The organism is Pseudomonas sp. LY-1, assembly GCF_053502595.1.
In genome coordinates, this window is record NZ_CP094353.1 from 4,296,745 (window position 1) to 4,322,657 (window position 25,913).

Consider the following 25,913-nt stretch of genomic DNA (forward strand, 5'->3'; position numbering starts at 1 on the left):
AATTCGCGGCCTATAACGCTATAGGCCGCCACTGATACTCAAGGAATCAGTCATCCCGATCATCACGATCTCGACCGTGATAACGATCATACCCGCGATCATCGTATCGGCGATCATACCCACGGCCCCGACCTTGGTCATCGTAGCCCTGGTCGTATCTGCGCCCATGATCATCCCCTCTGTAACGATCATGCCCATACCGTCCTCCGTCGTCCCAGATAGGCACGCAACCACCAAGCAGAATAAGACCAGAAATGGCCAAAAGGGTTATTGCTGCGCGCTTCATCTTGAACGTCCTAATTGCTTGAGAGGGTTAATTTTTTGACTGCAAATCAGCCCAATGATTCAGCCGTGCCCGCGAATAAACATCGGCCCGAGCGGCCGCCAGGGCATGATCAATTACACGTCGCTGAAGAGCGTCGCGCCGGGGAAAATTGGCCAGGCCGATCTACCTGAGCGCCATGTGCATCGACGCCCGGGGCGACCGCTACAGCAATTCCGTGGAGAGGGTGAGCACTAAAATCCACCAACACCGCTAAGCCGTGCGTTAAAAGTAACCGTACAGTAGACACATCTTGACGAAATCATCTTAGGCCATGGCGCGAGCAAGACGCCCTTGTTGACGGTAGCGGTGAAGCGTTTACGAGCTTTTGGTGTCCGGGAGAGGCCCTTTGGCCCAGTGGGCCAATGCTTCACCGCTCAGGTAAGGCAGAGCCTCGCGGGCCGTATGTGCGAACCGAGTACTACTGGTACCTTTATCGTCATATCTGAACCAGTGGTCGCCGCCCATAAGCTGTATCAAAACGTGGGCTTTGTGCTGGAGTCGGAGCAGGAAGGACAGCAGTGGTGCAAGTCGGTGGTGGAGCAGTGTTTTGTGCGGCAAGGGGTTTGACGCAACAGCGCCCCAGTAAATGGGGCACTGTTACGGCCTGACGATCACTCGTCGAGATTGCCCATGGCTGTGGTGTTAAAGCCGCCGTCCACGTACATGATTTCCCCGCTGATTCCCGACTCCAGGCCCGAGCACAGGAAGGCGCCGGCATTGCCGACCTCTTCAATGGTGACGTTACGGCGCAACGGCGTTTGCGCCTCGTTGGCCACCAGCGTCTTGAGGAAATTCTAGATGCCGGAAGCGGCGAGGGTGCGAATCGGCCCGGCAGACACCGCGTTAACCCGCGTGCCTTCGGGGCTCAACGAGCCGGCCAGATACCGTACGCCAGCCTCCAGCGAAGCCTTGGCCATGCCCATCACGTTGTAGTTGGGCATGGTGCGTTCTGCGCCCAGGTAAGACAGGGTCAACAGGCTGCCATTGCGGCCCTTCATCAGCTCCCGACCGGGAATATTACGAGGCCCATGGGCGGTTGGGGAGATACTTTTTCAAGTGATGGCATTAAGCTATCTCGCACTTAACCATCATGGCATTTAACAGGGTTTGAATTTATCTATGGGTCGTTCCTTTGCTTGGGTCTTTCCGTTGTGCCTGGTGGCTGTTTTTGGTGCGGGTTGTTCTTCTCATAAAGGCCTGCCGCCGGCCAAACCCAAGCCGGTCGTACTGACGGCAGACGACCACCATGCGAAGGTTATTTTCAGAATGCTCAGCACCGAATCGCAGGTGAGCTTCAGCGCTGGGCCCGAGGGGAATTTGAGCAGCGTGGGGGTTGTTTACAACGATTCCCTGGAGCAACAGGCGCCGGCGTTTGTCCGAGGGTTACCTGTGCAACGAATTGCGTTACTGCTTTCCATGGCAGCCGTCGGGGGGTGTGTTAGTCAGCCAGTGTCGCTGAGCAAAAGTGCGGTAAAGGCATATGGCGTTTTTCTGGGTCAACCTGTGGTAGCTGATACGGTATTCCGTGACGGAGACAGATTGAATTTCCAGCTCGTCGCTCCGAAAACAGATGCAAAACCGGAACGCACCGTTGTGCAATTGGAGGCGTCTTGCAGCGTGGCACAACTGCGTGCCGCTTACATTGATTCTCCCTTTGCGCGGGTTTACATCAATCGGCAAAACGGGGTGTACGTGGGCGCACGCTCCCTGACGTCATCCCTTTATTCAGGGCTCACCAGTAACCCGAGTTTCATTCACGCCTGTTCTGAGACACCGCAGCCCGACTGGAGAGTCGTCAGCGTAAAAGAGGATGACCAATGGGTGATGCTTGATAGGCATAGCATCAAACAGCAAGGCTCGGAAACGCTGTTCTGGGGGGCGTATGACAATAAAAAAATAGTGACGGATGCCTCGCAAGGCACGCCGTCTGCCCAAAAGCGTGAACACTATGCTGTCGATTGCACCGAGCAGAAGTTTCGTCGGCTGGCCAGTTATGACGTTGATATATTTAACAGTGTGATAGACGGTGAGACCCCGCAGAATCCAGTCGTCAAGACTGTTGCGCAAGCCCGCGATGATTACAAGCTGTTGTTCAAGACGCTGTGCGCCGGCGCTGAACAACTGAAGCAACTGCCCACGTATAAACCGCGCTACAAAGTGCGTGCTGTGCCAAGCCCATATAGTGTTGGTACGCCAATGCTTTCTGCAATCAACGCCCTCAATCTGCAACCGGCAGCCAAAAAACTCAGCTATGTTGCGACGAGCCGGACACCCACCCGCAAGGGTGGTGCTTCGTTGGTGTACGAAGAGAATTTCCTCACCACGGACTCAGCGAGCGGGCAAGTAGTTGTCGATGTACGCAGTGAGGCGTACGAGATACGTAGAGTTACTTGGCGGGGGTTGATTGTGCTCGCCAGTACCATCACTACGTTTGACCAGAAAGTGGGCACCTATGAACTCAAAAGCTTGAGTTTTTCCGGGGATTGGCAGCGCATGCCCATAGGCTCTCTCCTGAGTTACTCCGCTCAGGGGCGCCAGCACGGCGCTGAGCAACGTTGGGGCGACGGGAAAGGCTACGCGGTCGACTGCACTGTAAAGCGCGAACTTGACGCCGATGAGCTCAGTGCTGGACTGACTGGAAAAGCCAAGGAAATGGGCTGCACGACTCAAGGCGACAAGCACGCAATCGTTAGAAAATTTTATTATTTGGCTGACTACGGCTATTTTTTCGCATGGGGTACGCAGAGCAATTCGCTCTCTGGTGATGAAGTTCATATTTTGAGCGTTCGCTAAACGATAGCGCTAAAAAAAGAGGGGTGGTCAGGCACAAGAAGCCATCAACGCATTGGTATGGTCGATCTGGCTCTGCATTTGTATGTCTTACTGTGTAGCCTTAGAAGCGACCTTCAGAGCCGCGTCGAGATCCTGCTCAGCGATGGAAAGAATGATCCTTAGATTCTCCATCTCGTAATGATGATCCTTGGATACCGCAGCCATTTCGAGCAGATTCTGTTTATTGATTTCCTCAATTTCGGCGCGGAGCTCCTGGCTTAGGGCGTTCTGACGAACCACGCTCGAACCGAGGGTCGCTGCGACCTCTGCTCTCGCTTTTTTGCTCTCGATTAACGTTAGTACCAGTACACCGGTCACGATCAGAAGCGCACCGATCACGAACACCCAGCCAGCAGAATAACCGCCAGTCCCGCTACAACACTTCGCATGTCGTTCCCTCTTTGGTTTGGCGGGACTGTAGCACCTGGCCGCAGAAAGCAAAAAGCCCAGCGCGAGGCTGGGCTCAAAGCAACTAATCTGCAAGAGACTAAGCGTCTGGAACTTCTTTATCGAGTGCAAGCTTTGGATCAGCCACCTCTACCCAGCCCTTCTTCAAATACTCATCTGCCACAATTTTACGTATCAAAAAACAGTAGATGATTGGCAGTCCAGCAATAGGTATAGCTGCCCATGGCGGGCCTGCAAACAGCCCCAACCCTATAGCAATACCCCAGATCAATAAATGGCGCCAAAGGCCGGCGAAGCAAAGATAGAGTGGGCCTAGGAACAATATTGCCAGAACCTGAAACGCATCGACTTCTTCAACCTTGCCATTGTCTAGACTTTTGAAGTATCGGGTCATTGCACTCTCCGTGTGGGGGTTAATTCGGAAAAAATAGCACTGGGAAAGCCAGATGCAAAGAGCCCTGCGTGGGGCTGGGCTCTTCTGTTGTGAGCTCAGCCCTTCTTCAGTGCGATGAAAGCACCGCCGACTCCAAAAACAGCACTGTAGCCGGCCCCGCACGGAACGTCGGGTTGTGCTTGGCTGCCTCAAGCATATGCGGAGCGAGATCATGTGCATCAAGCGCTTCTTTTGATGCCCACTTCTTGATCAATACCCTGATCCTGAACATCGACCTGAAGCCGGGCCGGATCAAGAACTGGAGGAAGCCGGTCGCCACCGACATCGAAAAGATGATCGAGGCGAACCAGGAAGGCTGATCAACCAGCGCGGTGTATCGGATATCGCTCAGCCCTCTGTGATGACAGCAGGGTAGTCACCTTGCCCCCAGCCTTAGCGGATTTTGTCGCGGCGTAGACGGGCAACACTCGGAGGGATTCAAGCGACATCCGATGCGGACGAAATCGCGGCGTATATAGCTCGGCCTATAACCTCTCCCGGCAACACCAAAGCGAACTGTCAGTAGCTATCCACCAAGATGAACCGAACTATTTTGCTGCGTAGCTTTTGCAAAGATCCTGCGTCAAAACCACCAGACCCGAGCTTTTGAGAGATTGCACCATAAATTCAATCTCACCTTTGTAAGCGGGGTCTGAGCTAACTTTGCGAGCCTCGGCCTTGGTTGCTTCGTCCGTGTCAGGATCGCTGGCCAGCACGTTTTCGAAAGAGCCATTTAAGGCCGGGTTTGCCTTATTGCAGAGCTGCTCCACTGCAATGAGGGTTACTGCAACTTGATGAGCATCAACAGGCTGACTCGCAAAACAGCTACTGGCAAAGCCGGTGCTGACCAGGGTAAGGCAAAGCGTTGCGTTTCTTACTGAAAACATTCAACAGCCCCTAAACTTTCAAATAAATGAGTATGGCTTTGACCATATCGGCCTAAGGCCATTCAGCTTTACCCCTTCCCGAAAATATCCGCATGCACTGCCCCCGCGCCAATCGGCAACCAGAGGGAGGCATGAGTGTTGACGAATACAGGTGAACCAACGAATGGAGAGAGTCATGGGCAAAGACAACAGCACCCCGGCGTTCCCGAGCGACAGCAATGAATACGGCGCGGTGCTGGGCATGAGCATGCGCGACTACTTCGCCGCAAAAGCGCTTACAGCTTTCATGCAGTGGGAGTTGAGCCAAATGCCGGAAGGTACTGCTGATTCGCGTGGCGCGGCGTCAGCCAGCGGCCGCCAGGGCATGATCAACTACAAATCGCGGAAGAACATCGCACCGGGGAAGATCGGTCAGGCCGTCTGCGGCATCCCGCATCGATGGACTATCTACCTCCGCGCGCTCTGCATCGACGCCCACGGCGACCGGTACAGCAAGTCAGTGGAGATTGCGCCCGATGGGCTCTACCTCTCCGACCACCTGGAAGACGTGATCGAGCATTGCTACAAGGAACTGCGCGATTCTGCAAACCAAAGTCAGATGGTGACCTCGGGATGGATCGCGATTCCCAAAGCGATGTCGCTGGACGAGGCTCACGCCGCGCGGTTCTTCGAAGCGGTCGGCGCCTGGAATCAGCAGAAGGTCGCTGCGTGAAACGAATCCACAAACAGGTCAGCGCGAGACACCGACTAACCTGGCTCGCACTGCCGGCCAGCGAAATAGAAGAGGTAGGCCATGGCCAAATCAGTACAGGAGCGATCAGTCAAGGCTGCGCAGAAGCGCTTGGCGGTCGCGGAGAAGGAATTGCGGCACAAAGTCAGGCCGGGTATCGAGCGGGCCATGGAGCGTATTCGGATGCCCGGCAAGGTGCCGGTCATCAGCGAGGTATTGCAGATCGCTATCATGAAGATGGACTTGATGGCTGACGACGAGCTGATCGAGTTCTTGAGTTATCCACGCCACGAAATCGTGATTAGCGAAAACGTGGCGCGAACGTTTCACAATCGAAGTATGACTGAGATTAGTCGGGACCCAGGCGAAGAAATTGTGCCTCCTATCGCTCAGCCTGCAGAGTCAGAGTTATCGACCCCGGCTCACCCTCTTTGGTGAGACCCGGGATCTGGGTTATCACGTGGCCTTGGAAGCTGCCACCCACTGAAAGAGTGACATCAAACTCACCCTCTAGGGCCGGATCGCCAGCATGACTGTATGTGCCTTCGCGGAGCGTGACCCTGTACACATCGATTTTGTCAGTATCTTCTAAAAAAAGCTCTTCCGGACTTTGTTTTCGGTCATAGAGCGCCGCTCTAGATCCTGTTCCAATTGACAAACGATCTATCTTTAACTTCCCCACGAATTTCTCCTTGATCCGGCTCCATGCCGGTCCCCTTTGATACCCTATATCAACGAACCGTGCCAGCCGGCGAGGCATTTGACATTATCGGTTCGGGGTAGGCTGCAGCAAAGGCATCCGTAAAATTTACCCAATAGAAATTCAAATTACTGAGTCGCATTGAAAGCTCTTGCAGCAAAAAGATGTACTCCTGCTCAGGTAAAGCCGTAGTGCCAAGGCTATTGCGCGTCTGAACTAGAATGCTAGCGACACTTGCCACCAACCCACTGTGAGCAATCACAAGATCGTAAGTACCAAGCTCGTGCGCCGGTAGCAATTTCAATGAATCAAATGATGACTCTATCGAGTGCGAGTACATCAAGTTCCAGTTCATTCTGACAATCATAAAAGAGTGACTGTGCTGCGTAAAACTCACGAAATTGTTTGCAGCATCCACAGCATTTTTCGCTACAGCAAAAAAAGCAGATGCTTGCCTATTACGCTCCTCTGCTCGCTCCGACTGCTGGCGTTCGACCTGCCGATTACTGATTTGGAATGCCCCCCAAATCGCTGCAATCGAACCTAGTGCTTGAGCCCAGCTTGCAAGCTCGCTGCTGCTGAGGTTGAGAAGAGACAAAATAAAAATCACCGCTGCCGCTAAAACAACGTTTTGGACTGAGCACAAAGGCTTGAAAAGACTTTTACCGTAATCGTTCAACATTCCCGCCCCCTATTTTTACTAATTCCGCAAATATACCCGGCGAGGCTCCCCTATGTCCGACATTACCTACGGCTCTGTGTGCAGCGGAATCGAAGCCGCTACCCAGGCCTGGCACCCGCGGGGCATGCGCGCCGCTTGGTTCGCCGAGATTGAGCCGTTCCCCTCGACGGTCCTCGCCCACCATTACCCCGACGTGCCGAACCACGGCGACATGACCAAGCTTGCCGCCCTGGTGCTGGCCGGCAAGATCCCGGCACCGGACGTACTGGTCGGTGGTACCCCGTGCCAGGCCTTCTCAGTCGCCGGCATGCGCGAAGGCCTCACCGACCCGCGCGGCGCCCTCACCATCAAATACGTGGAGCTTGCAGATGCAGTTGACTATGTTCGCGCCGGCCAGCGAAAGTCCGCCAGCGTCATCGTACCCGGCGTCCTCAGCGACAAAGGGAACGCCTTCGGATGCTTTCTTGGCGTGCTTGCTGGGGAAGACTGCGAGCTGCAGCCTTCAGGGAAGAAAGGCAGGACGCTGGTTGTGTGTATGGCCCCAAAAGAACAATCGCGTGGCGGGTCCTGGACGCCCAATATTTCGGCCTGGCCCAACGACGCCGTCGTGTGTTCGTTGTCGCAAATGCTCGAAACGGGTTCGATCCCACCGAGGTACTTTTTGAGTGCGAAGGCATGCGCCGGGATACTGCGCCGCGCCGAGGCCATGCGGAAGCTCCCGCCGGCACTCTTAGAAGCACTGACGGTGGCGGTGATGTTGACCACGCAGTAGCTGGCCATCTTCAGTCAACCGCATTTGGAGGCGGCGCCAACTGTGAACAGACCGAGGTAGCAACTGCTCTCAGCGCGCATCCGGGCGGCACACGGATGGATGCTGAAACCGAGACCTTCATAGTCTCAGCGCCTCTCACCACAAACCCATATGGCGACCACGAGAGTCGGGAAAGTCTTCTTGTCGTGGCGGGCACATTACAAGCGAACGGGAACCTGTCGTGGATCGGGCTCAAGTGGGCAGGCATGAAGCGGCCACGGGTAATCAGCCTGGAGAACGTGAAGCAGATCCTGCAATGGGGCCGGCTGATCGCCAAGCGCGACAAGGCCACCGGCCGCGTGGTGAAACTCAGCGGAGAAATTGCAGCACCTGGTGAAGTTGTGCCGGTGGGCCAGCAGTTCCTGATCCCTGACCCTAGGCAGCGCGGCCGCACTTGGCGCCGTTTCGTAGCCCTGCTGGAAGGCATGGGCTATGTCGTTGAGTGGAGGGTGATTAAGGCCTGCGACTTCGGCGCACCAACCAGCCGGGAACGCCTGTTCATGATCGCCGGGTGCGATGGGAAGCCGATCGTGTGGCCGGAGCCAACCCACGCGAAAAACCCGGTCAAGGGCCAGCAGAAGTGGAAAACCGCTGCTGACTGCATCGACTTCACCGACCTGGGCAAAAGCATCTTCGGTCGCAAGAAAGACCTGGCCCCGGCCACACTGCGCCGCGTTGCCAAGGGCATGAAGAAGTTTCTCATCGACAACCCGGCGCCGTTCATTGTCCCGATTGCTAACTGGTCCGGCGAGGCAGTGCAGTCCGCCAGTGAGCCGCTGCGCACGATCACCTCCTACCCTAAGGGCGGCGCCTTCAGCGTGGTCAGCCCGATCATCGCACCGGCAACGCACCAGGGCAGCGACAGAATCAACGACCCGCTCGAACCGCTGCCGACGGTCACGTGCGCGAACCGCGGTGAGCTGACACTGATCAGCCCTGTGATGGTTGGGGCCGGCGGCCCGGTCTACGCCGGGCACCCGGTAGCAGCGGATAAGCCAGTCGGCACGCTCATGACTCGCAGTCACCGCGCGATCGCAGCGGCGCACCTGGTGAAGTTCCGTTTCGATGACGCGGGCAAGGCGCTGGACGAGCCATTGCCGACCATCACCAGCGGCGGCAACTATCAGCGCCCGGCCGGTGCCGCTCACGCCATGGGCATCTCCACGGTGTTCATGGCCCAGATGAATGGCGGCTTCAACACCACCGACGCCAAGAGCATTGAAAACCCGATGACCACGGTGACCAACACCGGCAGCCAGCAGCAGCTGGTGGCGGCAAACCTGGTTCACCTGCGGGGCAACTGTGATGCACGGGACGTCAATGACCCGCTACACACCGTCAGCGCCGGCGGCCAGCACCACGGGCTGGTCAGCGCATTCATGGAGCGGGCATTCGGCGGCAGTGTTGGCCAGGGCCTGGAAGATCCGGCGCCGACCATTACTGCCGGCGGCGGCGGTAAAAGTTCACTGGTGTCGCTCACGCTGTCGCCAGAGCATAAAGCTGGCGCCCTGCGCGTTGCCGCCTTCCTGATCAGCTACTACGGCACCGAGAACACTAGCGCTTGCGACTCACCAGCACCGACGATCACCACCAAGGACCGCCTAGCAATGGTCACCGTAATGGTGAAAGGCACGCCATACGTGATAGTCGACATCTGCTTGCGGATGCTGAAACCCACGGAGCTTTACAAGGCTCAGGGCTTCCCGGCCGACTACATCATCAGCCACGGCGCCGATGGCAAGCCGTTCACCAAGACCCAGCAAGTACACATGTGCGGCAACAGCGTCAGCCCGCCGCCGATGGCCGCGCTGGCACGGGCCAACGACCCGTGGCGCGCGGAACAACGCCAAGCCCGCGCCGCATAACTCCCCACTCCACCGCCCGGGCATAGCCCGGCAAGGACTCATCGTGAAACGGATTTACCTCAGCGGCCCCATGACCGGCCTGCCCGATCTCAACTTCGCAGCCTTCCACGCCATGACCGCCGACCTGCGCGCCGCCGGCCACGCCGTCACCAACCCCGCCGAGATCAACCCTGACGGCGGCACCTGGACCGACTGTATGCGCCGCGACATTGCCGCCCTGATGGACTGCGACACCGTGGTCACCCTGTCCGGCTGGCAAGAATCGAAGGGCGCCCAGCTCGAAGTCCTGATTGCCCAGCACCTCGGAATGCGCGTTGTGGGAGCCCATGAAAGCCTTCAAAAAGCAGTTGAGCGTCAGCTACTTGAACCGAAAACTACTGAGCCACCCAAAATACTGCTCTCGGATACATGAACCAAAAAAAGATTTCTCAACTTATCTTGGGCGCCATCTTTAGTTTTAAAGCGCTCATGCCATTCAGCAACTGAATTACAGACATCTGTACAAAACGCACTGACATCTAGCTGCAAAACGCCGTTGACGCGATTGCAATGCCCAGTTGTTGTTGTGAAATGGATACTATCTAAAAATGACCGAACCTTTTGAGTGGTTAGGTCTGCATCACCTTGATGTAGCATCGAGCATCTTAGTGCGTAGCATGAATCGCCATCCATAAATATAGTTCTTCCGTTCATAAGAGGATGCTGAAAGGAATACTTATTCATCATATATTCATCAAACCAAGCAGCGTACTTAACCCCACTTGTCTTGTTATTTGCCGCTTCAAGCTTTGAGCAAATGTCCGGAAGTGACAAAGACATAAATAGAGCGGCGTACCAGTTTTTGTACTCTAAAGATTTCAATATAGCATCAGTAAATCGCTTCATGATTTCCCTCTGTGAGCTACGCAATTTGAGCTCGCAGCTTAGCTCAGTATAAGAGAAACACGAGTCCCCTCCCCCTTCAAAGTCAGCCGCTATAGCGGCAAGGACACCCCATGTTCGCAACGAAACTCACCCTGATCCTGCTGGGCGCTTTGCTGTACCTGGCCGGCACCGGCTACTGGCTCGCCTGGCTCGGGCCTGACCTGCTCAGCACCGGCACCATCGAGGCGCTACTCGGCGCATTCGCCGGCACCTGTGCCTGGATGTTGATCACCTTCGGCCTGGTCATCCACATCATCAAGACAGCGCGGCCCGCCGGCTCTCTCGACAAACCTGACGTATAGAGGTGCATAGCATGGAAATGCAAAGCGAAACCCTTGCCGAGGAAGAGCTGGCAGCGATCACAGGCTACATGATCCCGTCCGGCCAGATCGCGTGGCTCAACCGGAATGGCTGGAAGTACGTACTGACCCGGGCAAGGCGCCCGGTAGTCGGCCGGGTCTACGCCCGCATGAAACTGGCAGGCGTGAAACCATCAGCAGAAAACGTCGCGGCTGAAACCTGGTCGCTGGATCTGTCAAAAGTAGGATAAAGCGATGCGAGCAAAAAAGGCGGCAAACAGGGATCTGCCGCCGCGAATGATTCGGCGTGTGCGCACGTTGAAAGGCGGTAAAGAGTGGGTTGGGTACTACTACGACGGGAGGAATGAAGACGGGAAGCGGGTGGAAATACCGCTCGGGGGTGATTTGGATATCGCCAAGGCTGAATGGGCAAAGCTCGATTGCAAGCCAGTGCCAAAGAAGGACGCTCTGCTGGGCCAGGTATTCGACCGCTACGAGCGAGAGATCATCCCGGGCAAGGCACCGAAGACGCAAAGCGATAACCTGCTGAGCCTGAAGCAATTGCGCAAAGCCTTCAGCGATGCGCCCATTGACGCGGTGACGCCGCAGGTCATAGCCCAATATCGGGACGGGCGGAGCGCCAAGGTACGAGCCAACCGCGAGATATCCCTGCTTTCGCACATCTATAACATCGCACGCGAGTGGGGGATCACCGATAGCAACCCGGCCGCCGGCGTGCGGAAGAACAAGGAAGTACCGCGGGACTTTTATGCAACCGAGGAAATCTGGAGCGCCGTGTATGCGGTCGCGACCTCGGAGTTGCGCGACGCCATGGACCTGGCTTATTTGACTGGCCAGCGCCCCGCGGACGTGCTTTCGATGCGGGAAGCAGACGCGGTTAACGAGTTCCTGCAGGTTGCCCAGGGCAAAACTTCCAAAAAGCTACGAATCCGCCTGACTGCCGCCGGAGTTTTGAATGACTTAGGCACACTAGTGGAGCGGTTGATAGAGCAGAGGCGTTCCCGCGGCGTGCGGAGCCCGTACCTGATTGTCACGGAGGATGGGCGACAGGTGACCAAGCCGATGCTGCGATTGCGCTTTGACGACGCCAGGGACCGGGCGATAGCGACAGCCCGCGAGAAAGGAGATGGGATTCTTGCTGCGAGCATTCGTCAGTTCCAATTCCGCGATATCCGACCGAAAGCCGCCAGCGAGATCCTCGACCTGGGTGATGCCAGCCGCCTCCTGGGGCACACGGATAAGCGCATCACGGAGACGGTCTACAGACGCGTTGGCGAGATCGTGAAGCCGACTCGCTGATCTCAAATCTGGCTGAGTTGCGGAAACCGCCTGAAATGATGCGGAAACGATCAGATGTTTCACTATCAGCATTCCTGAACGCCAGAAACGCAAAAGCCCCGCAATCGCGAGGCTTTCGTGTAAATCTTGGCGGGAAACCAGGGATTCGAACCCTGGGAACGCTATTAACGTTCGCCGGTTTTCAAGACCGGTGCATTCAACCACTCTGCCAATTTCCCTTTTGCATCACAGGATTATAGCAGCCCATCCTGTCTCAGCGGGCGCCATAATACCCGAATGAAACACACTGTCAAACTCTCGCCATCGCTTGTTACAGAGCGTCTGTTATGATCTTTGCGACTGAACGTTTCAAAACCGAAGGAGTGTCGCCATGCGCGAACAGAATTACGCAGTGAATGGTAACGCGCAGGCTGAGCAGCTTGAAGTCAGCCGCGTCTTGCGCAACACCTATGGCTTGCTCGCCCTTACCCTCGCATTCAGCGGCGTGATGGCGTTCATGGCGCAGCAGATGCGCGTCGGCTACCCGAATGTCTTTGTCGTGTTGATCGGCTTCTACGGTCTGTTCTTCCTGACCAACAAGCTGCGTGACTCGGCCTGGGGCCTGGTGTCGGCGTTTGCCTTGACCGGTTTCATGGGCTTTATCCTCGGCCCGATCCTTAACCGTTACCTCGGCATGGCCGGCGGCGCGGAAGTGGTCAGCTCGGCGTTTGCCATGACAGCCCTGGTGTTTGGTGGTTTGTCGGCGTATGTGCTGATCACCCGCAAGGACATGAGTTTCCTGGGTGGCTTCATCACCGCCGGCTTCTTCGTGTTGCTGGGGGCAGTGGTCGCTGGCATGTTCTTCCAGATCAGCGGTCTGCAGTTGGCGATCAGCGCAGGTTTTGTGCTGTTCTCCTCCGTGTGCATCCTGTTCCAGACCAGCGCCATCATCCACGGCGGTGAGCGCAACTACATCATGGCGACCATCAGCCTGTATGTGTCGATCTACAACCTGTTCATCAGCCTGTTGCAGATCTTCGGCATCATGAGCCGCGACGACTGATTGCCAGCAGTATAAAAAATGCCCCGTATCGCAAGATACGGGGCATTTTTGTTTCAGGACGCTTTGTTCAGGGCTCAGTACTGGTTGGGCTCCATCTCCAGATCGACCTTGAAACGCTGGGCAATATCCTGCTGGATACGTAGCGCCAGGTTGGCGATGTCATGCCCGGTGGCGCCGCCGTAGTTGACCAGCACCAATGCCTGCATCTTATGCACGCCGGCATCTCCATCACGAAAGCCCTTCCAACCGGCCTTGTCGATCAACCAGCCGGCAGCGAGTTTCATCTGCCCGTCGGCCTGGGGATAGGCCACCAAGTCCGGATACAAGCCCTGCAGCTCGGCGGCCAGCGCCTGGGACACCAATGGGTTTTTGAAGAAGCTGCCGGCATTGCCCAGCTCTGCGGGGTCCGGCAGTTTTTCCCGACGGATGCCGCAGATCGCCCGGCTGACATCGCTCGGGGTGGCGTCGGTAATCCCCTGCCCGGCCAGGCGCTGTTGCACGGGGCCGTAGTCGAGCTTGAGGTGGCTGACGCGGCTCAGGGCAAACCGCACCCGCAGGATCAGCCAACGTCCGGTTTCGTGTTTGAACAGGCTGTCCCGGTAGGCGAAGTTGCATTCTTCCAGGCTGAAATCACGCAACTCGCCGGTCTGGCGATCGAGGGCCGTCAAGCCGGCGAACACATCCTTGATCTCCACTCCGTAGGCGCCGATGTTTTGCATCGGTGCAGCGCCCACGGTGCCGGGGATCAGGCTGAGGTTTTCGAGGCCGCAGAAGCCATGTTCCAGGGTCCACAGTACGAACGGGTGCCAGGCTTCGCCCGCTTCGGCCTCGACCACCACATGCTGGCCGTCATCCTGCAGCACCCGAATACCCTGGGTCGCCATGCGCAATACCAAGGCCGGAATGTCCCGGGTCAGCAGCAGGTTGCTGCCACCACCGATCACCAGCAGCGGTACTGCCTGGGCGGCGGCATAGGCCAGGGCCTCGCGAACATCCGCGTCGCTGTGGGCCTCGGCGAAGAGCTGGGCACGCACGTCGATGCCGAAGCTGTTGAATGGCTTGAGCGATACCTGCGCAAGCACTTGCAAGGTCATAACCGCCCCTTCAATTCGATCACCAATAAATCACAGGCTCGTTCGATCAGGTCCAGGACCCGCTCAAAGCCTTGTTCGCCTTCGTAGTAAGGGTCTGGCACCTCGTCCACTTCAGAGTCGTAGCGGCGCAGGAACAGGTCGAGCTCGGCCTTGCCCTGCCCCGGCTGCATCGCTTTGAGGTTACGCAGGTTGCTGTGGTCCATGGCCAGGATCAGGTCATAACGCGCAAAGTCGGCGCGGGAGACCTGCTGCGCACGCTGGGCCGACAGATCGTAACCGCGCTGCCGCGCTGCCTGTTGGCTGCGTGAGTCCGGTGGGTTGCCGATATGCCATTCCCCCGTGCCGGCGGACGCTACGTCGACCTGGCCAGCCAAACCCGCTTCGCGCAATTTATGGCGCAATACGCCTTCAGCGGTGGGCGAGCGGCAGATGTTGCCCAGGCAGACAAACAGAACCTCCATCAGGCCCCCAGCAGGCGGCGGACGCGCTCGAGGTCTTCGTGGGTGTCAACACCCGCAGGCGGTGCTTCCAGAGCATCGCCGACATGGATACGCACGCCGTGCCACAGGGCACGCAGTTGTTCCAGGGATTCGGTGTTTTCCAGCCAGCACGGGCCCCAACTGACGAAGTCATGCAGGAAACCGGCGCGGTAGGCATAGATACCGATGTGACGGCGGTACGGCACGCCTTCTGGCAACCGGTCAGGATGCCTGGCAAAAGCATCCCGCGCCCAGGGCAACGTCGAGCGGCTGAATGTCAGCGCCAGGCCGTTGATGTCGCTGACCACCTTGACCACGTTCGGGTTGAACAGCGTTTCAATGTCTTCGATGGGCTCGGCCAGGGTCGCCATGCGCGCTTCGCCATGGGCCGCCAGGTTCGCGGCCACCTGGTCGATCACGCGCGGCGGGATCAACGGCTCGTCACCTTGCACATTGACCACGATGGCATCAGGCGCCAGGCCAAGTTGTGTGGCCACTTCGGCCAGGCGGTCGGTGCCGGAGTTATGGTCTTCGCGGGTCAGTACCGCTTCGGCACCGAAGGTTTTGCACGCATCGATAATGCGCGGATCATCGGTGGCGACCACCACGCGTTCGGCGCTGCTTTTGCAGGCCTGTTCCCACACCAGCTGAATCATCGGCTTGTTGCCGATCAGTTGCAGCGGTTTACCCGGCAAGCGGGTCGAGGCGTAGCGCGATGGAATGACAACGGTAAAGGCTGTAGTCATTTATCCAGGCGCTCGTCGGTGGTCAGCGTGCGGGCTTCGCTTTCCAGCATCACCGGGATGCCATCACGGATCGGGTAAGCCAGGCCGGCGCCTTTGCTGATCAGTTCGGTCTTGTCCGCGCTGAGCTTGAGTGGGCCTTTGCAGATCGGGCAAGCGAGGATGTCGAGCAGTTTGGTGTCCATGAGTGTTTCCTGGAATGAAGCGTTTAAGGCAAGAGACGGGCGGGCAACAGACGCATCAGTTGCATGTCGAACCAGGCGACAAACGCTGGCGACGGCACCGCATCCACCGCAAGGTACCACCAGTCGGACTGGGCAAAGGCGCGGCACTTCACCGCGTCCTTCTCGGTCATGACCAGCGGCAATGATGGCGTGAAATTCAAGACTTCCGCGCTGTAGGACGCATGGTCGGCAAAAGCATGGGGTATCGGCTGCCAGTGTAGCGTTTCAAGGGTGTTGAAGAAACGTTGCGGGTTGCCGATACCGGCGACCGCATGCACCTGCTGCCCCGCCGGGAAGTAATCGACCGGCTGGCGTTCGCCGGTTTGCAAGTTGACCAACGCCGTGGGCAGCAGACGAAAGGCGAAACCATCTTCGCGATCGGCCGCGGCGCCATTATAGAGCAGCGCATCCACGCTCTTCAGGCGCTCCGCCGGTTCGCGCAACGGCCCGGCAGGCAGGCAGCGGCGATTGCCCAGGCCCCGGGCGGCGTCGATCAGCACCAGCTCAAGGTCGCGAGCCAGGCGGTAATGCTGCAGGCCGTCGTCGGAGAGGATCAGGTCCAGGGTTTCGCTGGCCAGCAGCGTCTTCACTGCGCGGCTGCGATCGGGGTCGATCATCAAGGGGACCCCGCAGCGTTGCACGATCAGCAAGGGTTCATCGCCAGCCACTTCAGCAGCGTGGCTGGCCTCGACCCGCCACGGCAACTGCGGTGGCTTCGCGCCATACCCGCGACTGACCACGCCCACACGCAAACCTCTGCGCTGGCAATGCTCGATCAACCACAGGATCAACGGCGTCTTGCCAGTCCCGCCCACGGTGATATTGCCGACCACCACCACCGGCACCGGCGATTGGTAGATCTCGCCCTCGCCCGCCAGGAAGCGCGCGCGCTTGCGCTGCACCACCGCGCGATACAGCGACTCCAGCGGCCGCAGCAACGTCAGCGCCGGATGGCCTTCGTACCAGGCCTTGAGCAAGCGATCGGACATGGCCATCAGGGTTGGCTCACCGCCTCGACGGTGCTCATGCGCAAGTGGCTGAACCCCAGCTTGCCGGCAGCGTCCATCGCAGTAATGACAGCCTGGTGCTGGGTCTTGCCATCAGCACTGATCGACAGCGGCATCTTGGTATCGCCACCGGACTCTTTCTGCAGGGCTTCCATCAGGCTGTTGAGGTCGTTCTTCTCGAGCAACTGGTTATTCACCGAAAACACGCCGTCGGCACTGATGGCGATATCCAGTTGCTTGACTTCCTGGTCCTCGGCCGGCGAGCCGCTGACCGCTTCCGGCAAATCGACCCGCAGCTGGGTCTGCCGCGTAAAGGTGGTGGTCACGACAAAAAACAGCAGCAGGATAAACACCACGTCGATCAGCGACGCGAGGTTGATATCAACATTTTCCCGTTGCTTGCGGCGAAATTTCACGCTTTGTCCCCGACCAAGTCCACGTCACGGTCGCCCTGCACCACTTCCACCAGCTTGATGGCCTCCTGCTCCATGCCGACCACCAGTTCATCGATCCGGCGCTGCAGGAAACGGTGGAAGAACACCGAAGGAATACCGACCATCAGGCCCGCCGCCGTGGTGATCAAGGCCTTGGAGATACCACCGGCCAGCACCGCGGCGTTGGTGCTCATGCCCGCGCCCATGAACGAGCTGAAAATATCGATCATGCCCAGCACCGTGCCCAGCAGGCCGAGCAACGGTGCCATGGCGGCGATGGTGCCGAGGGCGTTGATATAACGCTCCAGCTCATGGATGACCCGCGCCGCGGCCTCTTCGATGCACTCTTTCATGATCTCGCGACCATGCTTGGAGTTGGCCAGCCCGGCCGCGAGGATTTCACCCAGGGGTGAATTGGCACGCAGTTCCTTGAGTTTCTGCTTGTCGAGCTGCTTGTTCTTGATCCAGCCCCAGACCTGCCCCAGCAGATGCTCGGGTGTGACACGGCTGGCGCGCAAGGTCCACAGGCGTTCGGCAACGATGCCGAGTGCGGCGATGGAGCTCAAGATGATCGGCAACATCATCCAGCCACCGGATTTGACCAATTCCCACACAGTGAATGTCCCCTCGAAAAAGTCCGCCACTTTACCATATAGGTCAGGCAGCGGGGCTCGTCGACCCACGACCCGCCGATCACAGGCTTCGGCCATTGGTAACGTGCGCTTACGGTAGCGCTTCTCGCCAGAAGCGGCGTTGACTGCGCGCAACAATCGGTGGCGCAAAGGCGCCCAATCGCAAACGTACCGCGCCCTGTTCGGCGCTGTCATACACCTGCGTTCCCAACGCTTGATAGCGCTCCACCACCTGTGGATGAGGATGACCGAACGCATTGCCGCGCCCTCGGGAAATCAGCACCGACTTCGGCGCCAGCCGCTGCAGAAACGGCCAGGATGACGAACTGCGGCTACCATGGTGAGGGGCTTGCAGCCAATCGGTCGGCACCGCCAGGGTCGAGGCCAGAAACGCCTGCTCTGCGGCGCGATCGATATCGCCGGTGAGCAGCAGGCGCTCGCCATTGGCCTGTATGTGCAATACACAGGATTTGGGGTTGCCATCAACTGCGTCTGGCCATTGCCACAATTCAAAGGACACGCCGTCCCACGCCCATTGTTCACCGCTGATACAAGGCTGAGTGTCGAGAAGCGCCGGCAACCCTTCGGTTTCGCCACCGACGACCCGTTTGATCGACAGCCCACGGGCGACAGCCGCCGCACCGCCGGCATGATCGGCATCGGCATGGCTCAGTAACATCATGTCCAGAGCGTCTACCCCGAGCCTCTTCAGCGACGGCAACACCACCCGCGCGCCGAGATCGACCGCCCCGGAGCGCGGGCCGGCATCGTAGAGCAAGGTGTGATGGCGGGTGCGCAGGATCAACGCCAGCCCCTGCCCGACATCCAGTTGCAGTACGTCCACCTGCCCGTGGGGCACCGGCTCGCGCGGCGGGAACACCGCCAACAACAGCATCGGCCAGCCGAGCAGCCGAAACGGCACACCCTTGGGCAGCAACAGCAACACCGCACCGACCAGGCTAACCAGCCAATAGCCCATGGGCACCTCGGCCGGTATCCACGCGGGCAATTGCCCCGCCAGCAGCGCCAGGGCGTTGAACAAGCCGTCCAGCGCCCCACCCGCCAGCCACAACAAGCCCGCGCCCACGAACGGCACCGCCAGCAATGCCGTCCCGAGCAGGGCCAGGGGCAACACCACCAGGCTGATCCACGGCACCGCAAATAGATTGGCCAGCGGCGCGCTGAGGCTGATGGGCAAACCCAGCACCAGCAACACCGGGAAAAGACCGATGGCTATCAACCATTGCGGACGGGTCCATGCCTGCCAAGCACTCCAGCGTCCTAACCGACCGCCGAACGTCAGCCCCAGTACCGCCACGGCCGCAAAGGACAACCAGAACCCCGGCTGCAAGCTGGCCAACGGCTCAAGGATCAGCACGCTATTGAACGCCAGCAACAGCGGCCACCAGATGCCCAGATGACGGAAACGCAAACGCCACAGCAGCACCAGCCCCACCATTACACAGGCGCGCTGCACCGGCACGCCGAACCCCGCCAGCAGGCCGTACCCCAACGCCGCGGTAAACGCCAGGCCACACGCCCACGGCAGCCACGGCCAGGTGCGCGGCCAGCAGCCGTAGCGCGCCAGAGCGCGCCAGAGCGGCGACGAGCGCGTAGATCAACCCCGCCAACAGGCCAATGTGCTGGCCGGAAATGACCAGCAAATGCACCGTGCCGGTGTCCTGCAAGACACGCCAGTCGTCGGCCGTCAGCCCGGAGCCGTCCCCCAGCACCAGGGCCGCCAACCCCGCCTCGCGCCCTTGGGCGTCCACCGCCATCAAGCGCTGACGGACCGCGTCGCGCCAAGCGTTGCGGGCCGGCGCCAGGCGTTCGCCGTCCTTTACCGAGCCGGTGGCACCGATGCGCTGGGCGAGCAGCCAGGCTTCATGGTCGACGCCATGGAAGTTGAGCAGCCCCGACGGACGTTTAAGCGTCACCGCGAGGCGCCAACGCTCACCGCTGCGTACCGGTGGGCCACCGTGCCAGTACAGCCGAATGCGCGCGGGCATGCGGGCGTTGCGCGACCGGCTGTCGCTCAGTTCGAAACGCACGCCGCTGTCAGTCTGCTGCGGCAACCCGCTCACACGCCCCTCCAGCCAACGCGTCTGGCCGTCGAGCGGCGGACGCAAGCGGTCATCCAGCGCCCACTGCGCGCTCACACATGCCCAACACAAGCCGAACAGGAAAAACGCCAGCGGATAAGTGCGAAACGGCAGCAGCATCAACGCCACCACTGCCAGGGCCAACAGCATCCCGGCAGACGGCAGTGCGGGTAGAAATCGCAGCGCAAGCAGCCCGAGTGCAAGCGCGAACATCCCTGTCCTCATGGATCATTCCTTTGACGTGATCCATTCAGTCTTAGCTGCCCCCCGGCCGCAGCCTATGATGTTTTGTCACAAAGTCTGAATTTTCTGTTTATAGAATGCGCGCATACTTGCCCCTCGACTTGATCTGGACCCCTTATGCCCCGGCGCTTATTCAAACGGTACATGCCCGACCCCACCAGTATCAGGGAACACAAGTCATTACAGTTTCTGGGCACCTTGCTGCATGACCCGAACCTCTGGCACCTGAATCGGCACTCGGTAGCCCGCGCCATGGCGGTAGGCCTGTTTGCGGCGTTTATCCCGATCCCCTTGCAGATGCTCTTGGCGGCGGTGCTGGCGATCACGGTGCGGGGCAATATGCCGATTGCCATCAGCCTGGTGTGGCTGACCAACCCGATCACCATGCCAGTGGTGTTCCTGTGTACCTACATGACCGGCGCCTGGCTGATGAACGTGCCGGCGCGCAGCCTGCCCGACGACCTGACGTGGGAGTGGATCAGCGGTCAGTTGAGCACGCTGTGGCAGCCGTTCCTGCTCGGCTCGCTGGTACTGGGTGTGGTGTTGGGCGCGCTGGCCTATTGCCTGACCATGGGTTATTGGCGCTGGTGGGTCGCGCACCAATGGAATAAACGCAAACTGCGTCGCGCTTGAGTCCTAGGCTGCCCACAAACGCAGATGCACACGCAAGCCCTGGCCGGTATTCTCCGCCCACAAGCTGCCGTCCTGACGTTGCACCGCATTGCGCGCGATGCTCAACCCCAGCCCGAAGCCACCGTCGCCAGGCCGTGAGCCGTCCAGGCGGATGAACGGCGCGAAGATCCGTTCCAGATCGCGTTCGTCAATACCTCCGCCCTGATCCTCCAGCCATAGGTGCCAATATGCGCCATCACGGCGCCCATCGAGGCTGACGACACCGCCGGCAGGTGAATGCCGTATGGCGTTGCGCAGGATATTTTCCAGCGCCTGGGCCAGGGCGTTCAGATTGCCGCGTACCCAACAATCCGGCCCCAGCAGGCATGGCAGCAGCGAGGCTGGCCAATCGCTTTCGAAACAGGCGTTGTCCTTGAGCATGTCCCACAACGCCTGAACCTGAATGTCTTCGACAGGCAGCGGCGTCCGCTCGGTGTCCAACCAGGCCAATTGCAGGCTGTCCTCGACCAGACGCTGCATGACGTCGATCTCCCGCCCCAGCCGTTCACGCAGTTGCGCCAGATCCTGCTCGCTGTCACAGGCCACGCGCAAACGGCTCAGGGGGGTGCGCAGTTCATGGGACATGTCCCGCAACAGCTGTTGCTGCAATACCACCGTGCCCTGCAACCGCTCGGACATATGGTCAAACGCCCGCCCCAGCTCGCCCAATTCATCCTGGCGGCTGGTGGCATCGTGGGATAGCCGCGTGTTCAATTGATCGGCACGCCAGGCGTTGGCCTGCTCGCGCAATTGATTGAGCGGCATGATCAGCAGCCGGTACAGGCCGATGCACAACAACAGGGTAAACAGACCGGGAATCACGCCATTGGTCACCACCCGCCAGAACAGTTGGTAGCGCCCCGGCATAAAGCGCTGGGGCAACTCGATCACCAGCGAGCCGACACTGGGGTCCAGGGGAAACGGGATTTTCAACCATGGCAGGCCTTTGGCGTGGCGGCTGACCGGCCAGTCCAGGCCGCGCAGAAAAGTCAGGCGCTGGCTTTCCTTATCGGTCAACGGCGTGCTGGCGAGAGATTGCAGGTCGTTGCCGATCACGCCGATCCAGGTGCGCTCACGCGCAGCCATCAGTTGCAACCAGGCGTCCACACCGTCAGCGCCCTGGGTACTCCAGGCCAACTCCGCTCCCGCCGCATAACCGCTGAGAATCTCGCGGGAGGTGTCAGACAGATAAGCGTTCTGCTGCTCCATGTACCGGCCCCAGGACCAACTGAGCCAGATCATCAACAAGCAGAAGGCAATCAGCAGGCAGGCCAACTTCCAGAATAACGAGTGCCTGCCCGGCAGACGTTTCAAGCCTCCCTCAAAGGCCTTCATCGTGACCGCTCAACACATAGCCCTTACCCCAGACGGTACGCACTTCACGCTCGCTATAGCCGATGCTCTTGAGTTTGCGGCGAATCTGGCTGATATGCATATCGAGGCTGCGGTCATGGGGCGCATAACCGCGCTGCAGCACGTGCTGATAAAGGAAGGCTTTGCTCAGCACTTCCTCGCCGTTGTTGTGCAAGGTCTGCAGCAGGCGGTACTCGCTGCGGGTCAGCCCGGCCCACTGCTGCTGGTAGAAGACGTCGGACAGTTCATCGTCAAAGCGCAGGCTCCGGGCGTCGTCGCGCACGGGCGGCAAACTCAGCGGCGGACGGCGATCCAGGGCCACCCGGCGCAGGATGGCTTCAATACGCACGCGCAACTCGATCATGCTGAACGGCTTGGGCAGGTAGTCGTCCGCACCCAGGCGAAAGCCGTTCACGCGATCGGCTTCGGCGCCCAGGGCCGACACCAGGATCACCGGGACCGCATGGCTCTGGCGCAGATGCGTGAGGATCGACAGCCCGTCCAGCCCCGGCAGCAGAATATCCATCAACACCACGTCGAAGACGTGCTCGCGGGCCATCTGCAGGCCTTGCTGGCCGTTCCGGCACCACGTGACCTGAAAGCCACAGCGCCCCAGATGCTCGTGGACATAGGCGCCCAGCACGGGGTCATCTTCGATGGTCAGGATACTGGGTAGACCAACTTCCACGGGATTCATTAGCGCCTGCAAGTAATTCTCAATCACTGATTATTCAAGATTCCCCCGCGCCAGGCAATCGCCACGTCGCGCCAAATGGCCCGAAGATTGCCTGCTGTCATTAATTTGCAAGATTCCACGCCGCGCAAATGGCTACACTGCGCAGGGGTGCGGGCCGGATGCCTGCACGGGCGATCGATCACAACGTGGTAGCAGGAGAGTGGCGTGCTTAGAAGAATGGGGATAAAAGGCCGCGTACTGTTGCTGACCTTATTACCGACCAGTCTGATGGCCTTGTTGTTGGGCGGCTATTTCACCTGGATGCAGCTCTCGGAGTTGCAGTCCCAGTTGCTGCAACGTGGCGAAATGATCGCCGAGCAGTTGGCCCCACTGGTGGCTCCGGCGCTGAGCAGCAAGAACGCCGACCTGCTCGAACGCATCGCCACCCAATCCCTGGAACAACCGGACGTGCGCGCCGTTTCCTTCCTCGCGCCGGACCGCTCGTCGATGGCCCACGCCGGCCCGACCATGCTCAACCAGCCGCCGGTGGGTAACAGCTCGCACCTGTTGCAGCGCACCGGTAACGACGCCACGCGCTATCTGCTGCCGGTGTTTGGCCGTCATCGCAACCTTGCCGGCGAGCTGATTCCCGATGAATCCGACCGCTTGCTTGGCTGGGTCGAGGTGGAACTGTCCCACAACGGCATGTTGCTGCGCGGTTATCGCAGCCTGTTCGCCAGCCTGCTGCTGATCGCCATCGGCCTGATCTGCACGGCGACCTTGGCCCTGCGCATCAGCCGCACCATCAATTCGCCGATCGGCCAGATCAAGCAAGCCGTGGCCCAACTCAAGGACGGCAACCTGGAAACCCGCTTGCCGGCGCTGGGCAGCCAGGAGCTGGACCAACTTGCCTCAGGCATCAACCGCATGGCCGAGACCCTGCAGAACGCCCGGGAAGAACTGCAGCACAGCATCGACCAGGCCACCGAAGATGTGCGCCAGAACCTGGAAACCATCGAGATCCAGAACATCGAGCTAGACCTGGCGCGCAAGGAAGCCCTGGAGGCCAGTCGCATCAAGTCGGAGTTCCTGGCGAATATGAGCCACGAGATCCGCACCCCGCTCAACGGCATCCTCGGCTTCACCCATCTGCTGCAAAAAAGCGAGCTGACACCGCGTCAGCTGGATTACCTGGGCACCATCGAAAAGTCCGCCGATAACCTGCTGGGCATCATCAACGAGATCCTCGATTTCTCGAAAATCGAAGCCGGCAAGCTGGTACTCGACAGCGTGCCCTTCAACCTGCGTGACCTGCTGCAAGACACCCTGACCATCCTCGCCCCCGCCGCCCATGCCAAACAGCTGGAACTGGTGAGCCTGGTGTACCGCGACACGCCGCTGGCATTGGTGGGTGACCCGCTGCGCCTCAAGCAGATCCTGACCAACCTGATCAGCAATGCGATCAAGTTCACCCGCGAAGGCACCATCGTGGCCCGGGCGATGATCGAGGATGAACAGGAAGACAGTGTGCAACTGCGCATCAGCGTGCAGGACACCGGCATCGGCCTGTCCAACCAGGACGTGCGTGCGCTGTTCCAGGCGTTCAGCCAGGCCGACAACTCGCTGTCGCGCCAACCGGGCGGCACCGGCCTGGGCCTGGTGATTTCCAAGCGCTTGATCGAGCAGATGGGCGGTGAAATCGGCGTCGACAGCACACCCGGCGAAGGCTCGGAATTCTGGATCAGCCTGAACCTGCCCAAGACCCGCGACGACGTCGAAGACCTGCCCTGCGCGCCGCTGCTCGGCCGCCGCGTGGCCGTGCTGGAAAACCACGAACTGGCGCGCCAGGCCTTGCAACACCAGCTCGAAGACTGTGGCCTGGATGTCACGCCGTTCAATACCCTGGAAAGCCTGACCAACGGCATCACCGGCGCGCATCAGACCGAACAGGCGATCGACCTGGCGGTACTCGGCGTCACCGCCAATGACCTCCCGCCCGAGCGCCTCAACCAGCATCTGTGGGACCTCGAACACCTGGGCTGCAAGGTGCTGGTGCTGTGCCCGACCACCGAGCAAATGCTGTTCAGCCCGTCGGTGCCCAACCCCAACAGCCAGTTGCAGGCCAAGCCCGCGTGTACGCGCAAGCTGCGCCGCGCCCTGACCGACCTGATCAGCCCGCGCCCCACACGCTGCGAACCGGGCGAACCGTTGTCCAGCCGCGCGCCGCGGGTGCTCTGCGTGGATGACAACCCGGCGAACCTGTTGCTGGTGCAAACCCTGCTGGAAGACATGGGCGCCAAGGTCCAGGCCGTGGAAAGCGGCTATGCGGCCATCAATGCCGTCCAGCAGGAAACCTTCGACCTGGTGCTGATGGACGTGCAGATGCCCGGCATGGACGGTCGTCAAAGCACCGAGGCGATTCGCCAGTGGGAAAGCGAGCGCCACGGCACACCGCTGCCGGTGGTGGCCCTCACCGCCCACGCCATGGCCAACGAAAAGCGTGCGCTGCTGCAAAGCGGCATGGACGACTACCTGACCAAACCCATCAGCGAACGGCAATTGGCCCAGGTGGTGCTGAAATGGACCGGCCTGGCCCTGCGCAACCAAGGGCCGGAGCGCCCGACCGAAGGCCTCGGCCCAGGCGTGCGATTGCTGGTGCTGGACCACGAGGAAGGACTGCGGCTGGCCGCGGGCAAGGCGGACCTGGCGGCGGACATGCTCGCCATGTTGCTCGCCTCCCTCGAAGCCGACCGCCTGGCCATTACCCTCGCCCGGGAGGCCAATGACAACCATGCCTTGATCGAACGCGTCCATCGCCTGCACGGCGCCACCCGCTACTGCGGCGTACCGCAACTGCGCGCCGCCTGCCAACGCGCCGAAACCCTGCTCAAGCAGGACGACGCCAAGGCCATGGCCGCGCTGGACGAGCTGGACATGGCCATTGCCCGGTTGGCCAGTGAAGCGCGGGTCAGCGCCTGAGATTTTTTTTACAACGC

General features: G+C 59.6%; 27 protein-coding genes, 1 tRNA gene and 4 pseudogenes. 13 read left to right on the top strand and 19 right to left on the bottom strand.

Going from position 1 to position 25,913, the window contains the following annotated elements:
* Nucleotides 1-18 precede the first annotated feature (18 nt).
* Complete coding sequence (locus MOQ67_RS19490; RefSeq protein ID WP_046383012.1) at nt 19-198, bottom strand: hypothetical protein; 180 nt, start codon at nt 196-198, stop codon at nt 19-21.
* A 586-nt stretch (nt 199-784) separates the two neighbouring features.
* On the opposite strand from MOQ67_RS19490, the pseudogene MOQ67_RS19495 reads away from it, so the two are divergent.
* A pseudogene (locus tag MOQ67_RS19495) lies at nt 785-892 on the top strand (MarR family transcriptional regulator); the annotation flags it as partial.
* A gap of 44 nt (nt 893-936) precedes the next feature.
* Here the strand turns inward: MOQ67_RS19495 and fabI are convergent.
* A pseudogene (gene fabI / locus MOQ67_RS19500) lies at nt 937-1,335 on the bottom strand (enoyl-ACP reductase FabI); the annotation flags it as partial.
* A 109-nt stretch (nt 1,336-1,444) separates the two neighbouring features.
* Between fabI and MOQ67_RS19505 the strand changes: the two are divergent.
* Nucleotides 1,445-3,118, top strand: a complete 1,674-nt coding sequence (locus MOQ67_RS19505; protein ID WP_198718544.1) for a hypothetical protein — start codon at nt 1,445-1,447, stop codon at nt 3,116-3,118.
* A gap of 87 nt (nt 3,119-3,205) precedes the next feature.
* Here the strand turns inward: MOQ67_RS19505 and MOQ67_RS19510 are convergent, their stop codons facing one another.
* The 4 genes from MOQ67_RS19510 to MOQ67_RS19525 all read right to left on the bottom strand — a co-directional run bounded on the left by MOQ67_RS19510 (nt 3,206) and on the right by MOQ67_RS19525 (nt 4,885).
* Nucleotides 3,206-3,496 carry a hypothetical protein gene (locus tag MOQ67_RS19510; RefSeq protein ID WP_126585723.1) on the bottom strand — a complete coding sequence of 97 codons (291 nt, stop codon included), beginning with the start codon at nt 3,494-3,496 and terminating at the stop codon, nt 3,206-3,208.
* A 148-nt stretch (nt 3,497-3,644) separates the two neighbouring features.
* A complete protein-coding gene (locus tag MOQ67_RS19515; RefSeq protein WP_104902960.1) occupies nt 3,645-3,959 on the bottom strand; it encodes a hypothetical protein in 315 nt (104 codons plus the stop codon).
* Between the two features lie 106 nt (nt 3,960-4,065).
* Complete coding sequence (locus MOQ67_RS19520; RefSeq protein WP_226926172.1) at nt 4,066-4,212, bottom strand: hypothetical protein; 147 nt, start codon at nt 4,210-4,212, stop codon at nt 4,066-4,068.
* A gap of 334 nt (nt 4,213-4,546) precedes the next feature.
* Nucleotides 4,547-4,885 carry a hypothetical protein gene (locus MOQ67_RS19525; RefSeq protein WP_104902959.1) on the bottom strand — a complete coding sequence of 113 codons (339 nt, stop codon included), beginning with the start codon at nt 4,883-4,885 and terminating at the stop codon, nt 4,547-4,549.
* Nucleotides 4,886-5,192: 307 nt separating this feature from the next.
* On the opposite strand from MOQ67_RS19525, the gene MOQ67_RS19530 reads away from it, so the two are divergent.
* Nucleotides 5,193-5,597 carry a hypothetical protein gene (locus MOQ67_RS19530; protein ID WP_307847780.1) on the top strand — a complete coding sequence of 135 codons (405 nt, stop codon included), beginning with the start codon at nt 5,193-5,195 and terminating at the stop codon, nt 5,595-5,597.
* Nucleotides 5,598-5,678: 81 nt separating this feature from the next.
* The gene (locus MOQ67_RS19535) at nt 5,679-6,053 is read left to right on the top strand and encodes a hypothetical protein (RefSeq protein WP_104902958.1); all 375 of its coding nucleotides are present in this window, start codon (nt 5,679-5,681) and stop codon (nt 6,051-6,053) included.
* Between the two features lie 293 nt (nt 6,054-6,346).
* Here the strand turns inward: MOQ67_RS19535 and MOQ67_RS19540 are convergent, their stop codons facing one another.
* Complete coding sequence (locus MOQ67_RS19540) at nt 6,347-6,997, bottom strand: hypothetical protein (RefSeq protein WP_104902957.1); 651 nt, start codon at nt 6,995-6,997, stop codon at nt 6,347-6,349.
* Nucleotides 6,998-7,049: 52 nt separating this feature from the next.
* Here MOQ67_RS19540 and MOQ67_RS19545 point away from each other — a divergent pair.
* From MOQ67_RS19545 to MOQ67_RS19555, 3 genes and pseudogenes are all read left to right on the top strand, one after another.
* Nucleotides 7,050-7,981, top strand: a pseudogene (locus MOQ67_RS19545) (DNA cytosine methyltransferase); the annotation flags it as partial.
* Between the two features lie 33 nt (nt 7,982-8,014).
* On the top strand, nt 8,015-9,673 hold the full coding sequence (locus MOQ67_RS19550) for a DNA cytosine methyltransferase (RefSeq protein WP_448675952.1): 1,659 nt from the start codon (nt 8,015-8,017) through the stop codon (nt 9,671-9,673).
* A gap of 43 nt (nt 9,674-9,716) precedes the next feature.
* A complete protein-coding gene (locus tag MOQ67_RS19555) occupies nt 9,717-10,085 on the top strand; it encodes a DUF4406 domain-containing protein (protein WP_448675542.1) in 369 nt (122 codons plus the stop codon).
* Here MOQ67_RS19555 and MOQ67_RS19560 read toward each other — a convergent pair.
* Nucleotides 10,028-10,558 (bottom strand): hypothetical protein, encoded by a 531-nt coding sequence (locus tag MOQ67_RS19560; RefSeq protein WP_198717587.1) that lies wholly within the window; start codon nt 10,556-10,558, stop codon nt 10,028-10,030. The genes MOQ67_RS19555 and MOQ67_RS19560 overlap by 58 nt on opposite strands.
* A 110-nt stretch (nt 10,559-10,668) precedes the next feature.
* Here MOQ67_RS19560 and MOQ67_RS19565 point away from each other — a divergent pair, with 110 nt between their 5' ends.
* From MOQ67_RS19565 to MOQ67_RS19575, 3 genes are read left to right on the top strand one after another with little or no spacing between them, the layout of a single operon-like run.
* Entirely contained in the window at nt 10,669-10,899 is a 231-nt protein-coding gene (locus MOQ67_RS19565; protein WP_198717586.1) for a hypothetical protein, read from the top strand.
* A gap of 11 nt (nt 10,900-10,910) precedes the next feature.
* Nucleotides 10,911-11,147, top strand: coding sequence for a DUF4224 domain-containing protein (locus tag MOQ67_RS19570; RefSeq protein WP_198717585.1), 237 nt, complete (start codon nt 10,911-10,913; stop codon nt 11,145-11,147).
* Between the two features lie 4 nt (nt 11,148-11,151).
* Complete coding sequence (locus MOQ67_RS19575; protein WP_198717584.1) at nt 11,152-12,216, top strand: tyrosine-type recombinase/integrase; 1,065 nt, start codon at nt 11,152-11,154, stop codon at nt 12,214-12,216.
* 127 nt (nt 12,217-12,343) lie between these two features.
* Here MOQ67_RS19575 and MOQ67_RS19580 read toward each other — a convergent pair.
* Nucleotides 12,344-12,434, bottom strand: a tRNA-Ser gene (locus MOQ67_RS19580).
* Nucleotides 12,435-12,586: 152 nt separating this feature from the next.
* Here MOQ67_RS19580 and MOQ67_RS19585 point away from each other — a divergent pair.
* Entirely contained in the window at nt 12,587-13,258 is a 672-nt protein-coding gene (locus MOQ67_RS19585) for a Bax inhibitor-1/YccA family protein (protein WP_017848008.1), read from the top strand.
* A gap of 74 nt (nt 13,259-13,332) precedes the next feature.
* On the opposite strand, the gene murB is transcribed toward MOQ67_RS19585, so the two are convergent.
* From murB to MOQ67_RS19625, 8 genes and pseudogenes are all read right to left on the bottom strand, one after another.
* Nucleotides 13,333-14,352, bottom strand: a complete 1,020-nt coding sequence (gene murB, locus MOQ67_RS19590; RefSeq protein ID WP_017848009.1) for a UDP-N-acetylmuramate dehydrogenase — start codon at nt 14,350-14,352, stop codon at nt 13,333-13,335.
* Nucleotides 14,349-14,813, bottom strand: a complete 465-nt coding sequence (locus MOQ67_RS19595; protein ID WP_017848010.1) for a low molecular weight protein-tyrosine-phosphatase — start codon at nt 14,811-14,813, stop codon at nt 14,349-14,351. Before MOQ67_RS19595 ends, murB begins: the two co-directional genes overlap by 4 nt.
* A complete protein-coding gene (kdsB, locus tag MOQ67_RS19600) occupies nt 14,813-15,577 on the bottom strand; it encodes a 3-deoxy-manno-octulosonate cytidylyltransferase (RefSeq protein ID WP_017848011.1) in 765 nt (254 codons plus the stop codon). The genes MOQ67_RS19595 and kdsB overlap by 1 nt, the downstream gene beginning before the upstream one ends.
* Nucleotides 15,574-15,759, bottom strand: coding sequence for a Trm112 family protein (locus tag MOQ67_RS19605; RefSeq protein ID WP_003174668.1), 186 nt, complete (start codon nt 15,757-15,759; stop codon nt 15,574-15,576). The genes kdsB and MOQ67_RS19605 overlap by 4 nt, the downstream gene beginning before the upstream one ends.
* Nucleotides 15,760-15,782: 23 nt before the next feature.
* On the bottom strand, nt 15,783-16,793 hold the full coding sequence (gene lpxK, locus MOQ67_RS19610; protein ID WP_198717583.1) for a tetraacyldisaccharide 4'-kinase: 1,011 nt from the start codon (nt 16,791-16,793) through the stop codon (nt 15,783-15,785).
* On the bottom strand, nt 16,793-17,221 hold the full coding sequence (locus tag MOQ67_RS19615) for an ExbD/TolR family protein (protein ID WP_046382925.1): 429 nt from the start codon (nt 17,219-17,221) through the stop codon (nt 16,793-16,795). Before MOQ67_RS19615 ends, lpxK begins: the two co-directional genes overlap by 1 nt.
* The gene (locus MOQ67_RS19620; RefSeq protein ID WP_017848014.1) at nt 17,218-17,853 is read right to left on the bottom strand and encodes a MotA/TolQ/ExbB proton channel family protein; all 636 of its coding nucleotides are present in this window, start codon (nt 17,851-17,853) and stop codon (nt 17,218-17,220) included. The genes MOQ67_RS19615 and MOQ67_RS19620 overlap by 4 nt, the downstream gene beginning before the upstream one ends.
* Before the next feature lie 109 nt (nt 17,854-17,962).
* A pseudogene (locus MOQ67_RS19625) lies at nt 17,963-20,198 on the bottom strand (DNA internalization-related competence protein ComEC/Rec2).
* Nucleotides 20,199-20,333: 135 nt separating this feature from the next.
* Between MOQ67_RS19625 and MOQ67_RS19630 the strand changes: the two are divergent.
* On the top strand, nt 20,334-20,849 hold the full coding sequence (locus tag MOQ67_RS19630) for a DUF2062 domain-containing protein (RefSeq protein ID WP_017848016.1): 516 nt from the start codon (nt 20,334-20,336) through the stop codon (nt 20,847-20,849).
* A gap of 3 nt (nt 20,850-20,852) precedes the next feature.
* Here the strand turns inward: MOQ67_RS19630 and MOQ67_RS19635 are convergent, their stop codons facing one another.
* Together MOQ67_RS19635 and MOQ67_RS19640 are read right to left on the bottom strand one after the other, a co-directional pair.
* Entirely contained in the window at nt 20,853-22,223 is a 1,371-nt protein-coding gene (locus tag MOQ67_RS19635; RefSeq protein ID WP_198717582.1) for a sensor histidine kinase, read from the bottom strand.
* Nucleotides 22,210-22,938: a response regulator transcription factor gene (locus tag MOQ67_RS19640; RefSeq protein ID WP_198717581.1), complete on the bottom strand. Its 729-nt coding sequence runs from the start codon at nt 22,936-22,938 to the stop codon at nt 22,210-22,212. The genes MOQ67_RS19635 and MOQ67_RS19640 overlap by 14 nt, the downstream gene beginning before the upstream one ends.
* Before the next feature lie 204 nt (nt 22,939-23,142).
* Between MOQ67_RS19640 and MOQ67_RS19645 the strand changes: the two genes are divergently transcribed.
* Nucleotides 23,143-25,896, top strand: coding sequence for a response regulator (locus MOQ67_RS19645; protein ID WP_026140161.1), 2,754 nt, complete (start codon nt 23,143-23,145; stop codon nt 25,894-25,896).
* Nucleotides 25,897-25,913 lie beyond the last annotated feature (17 nt).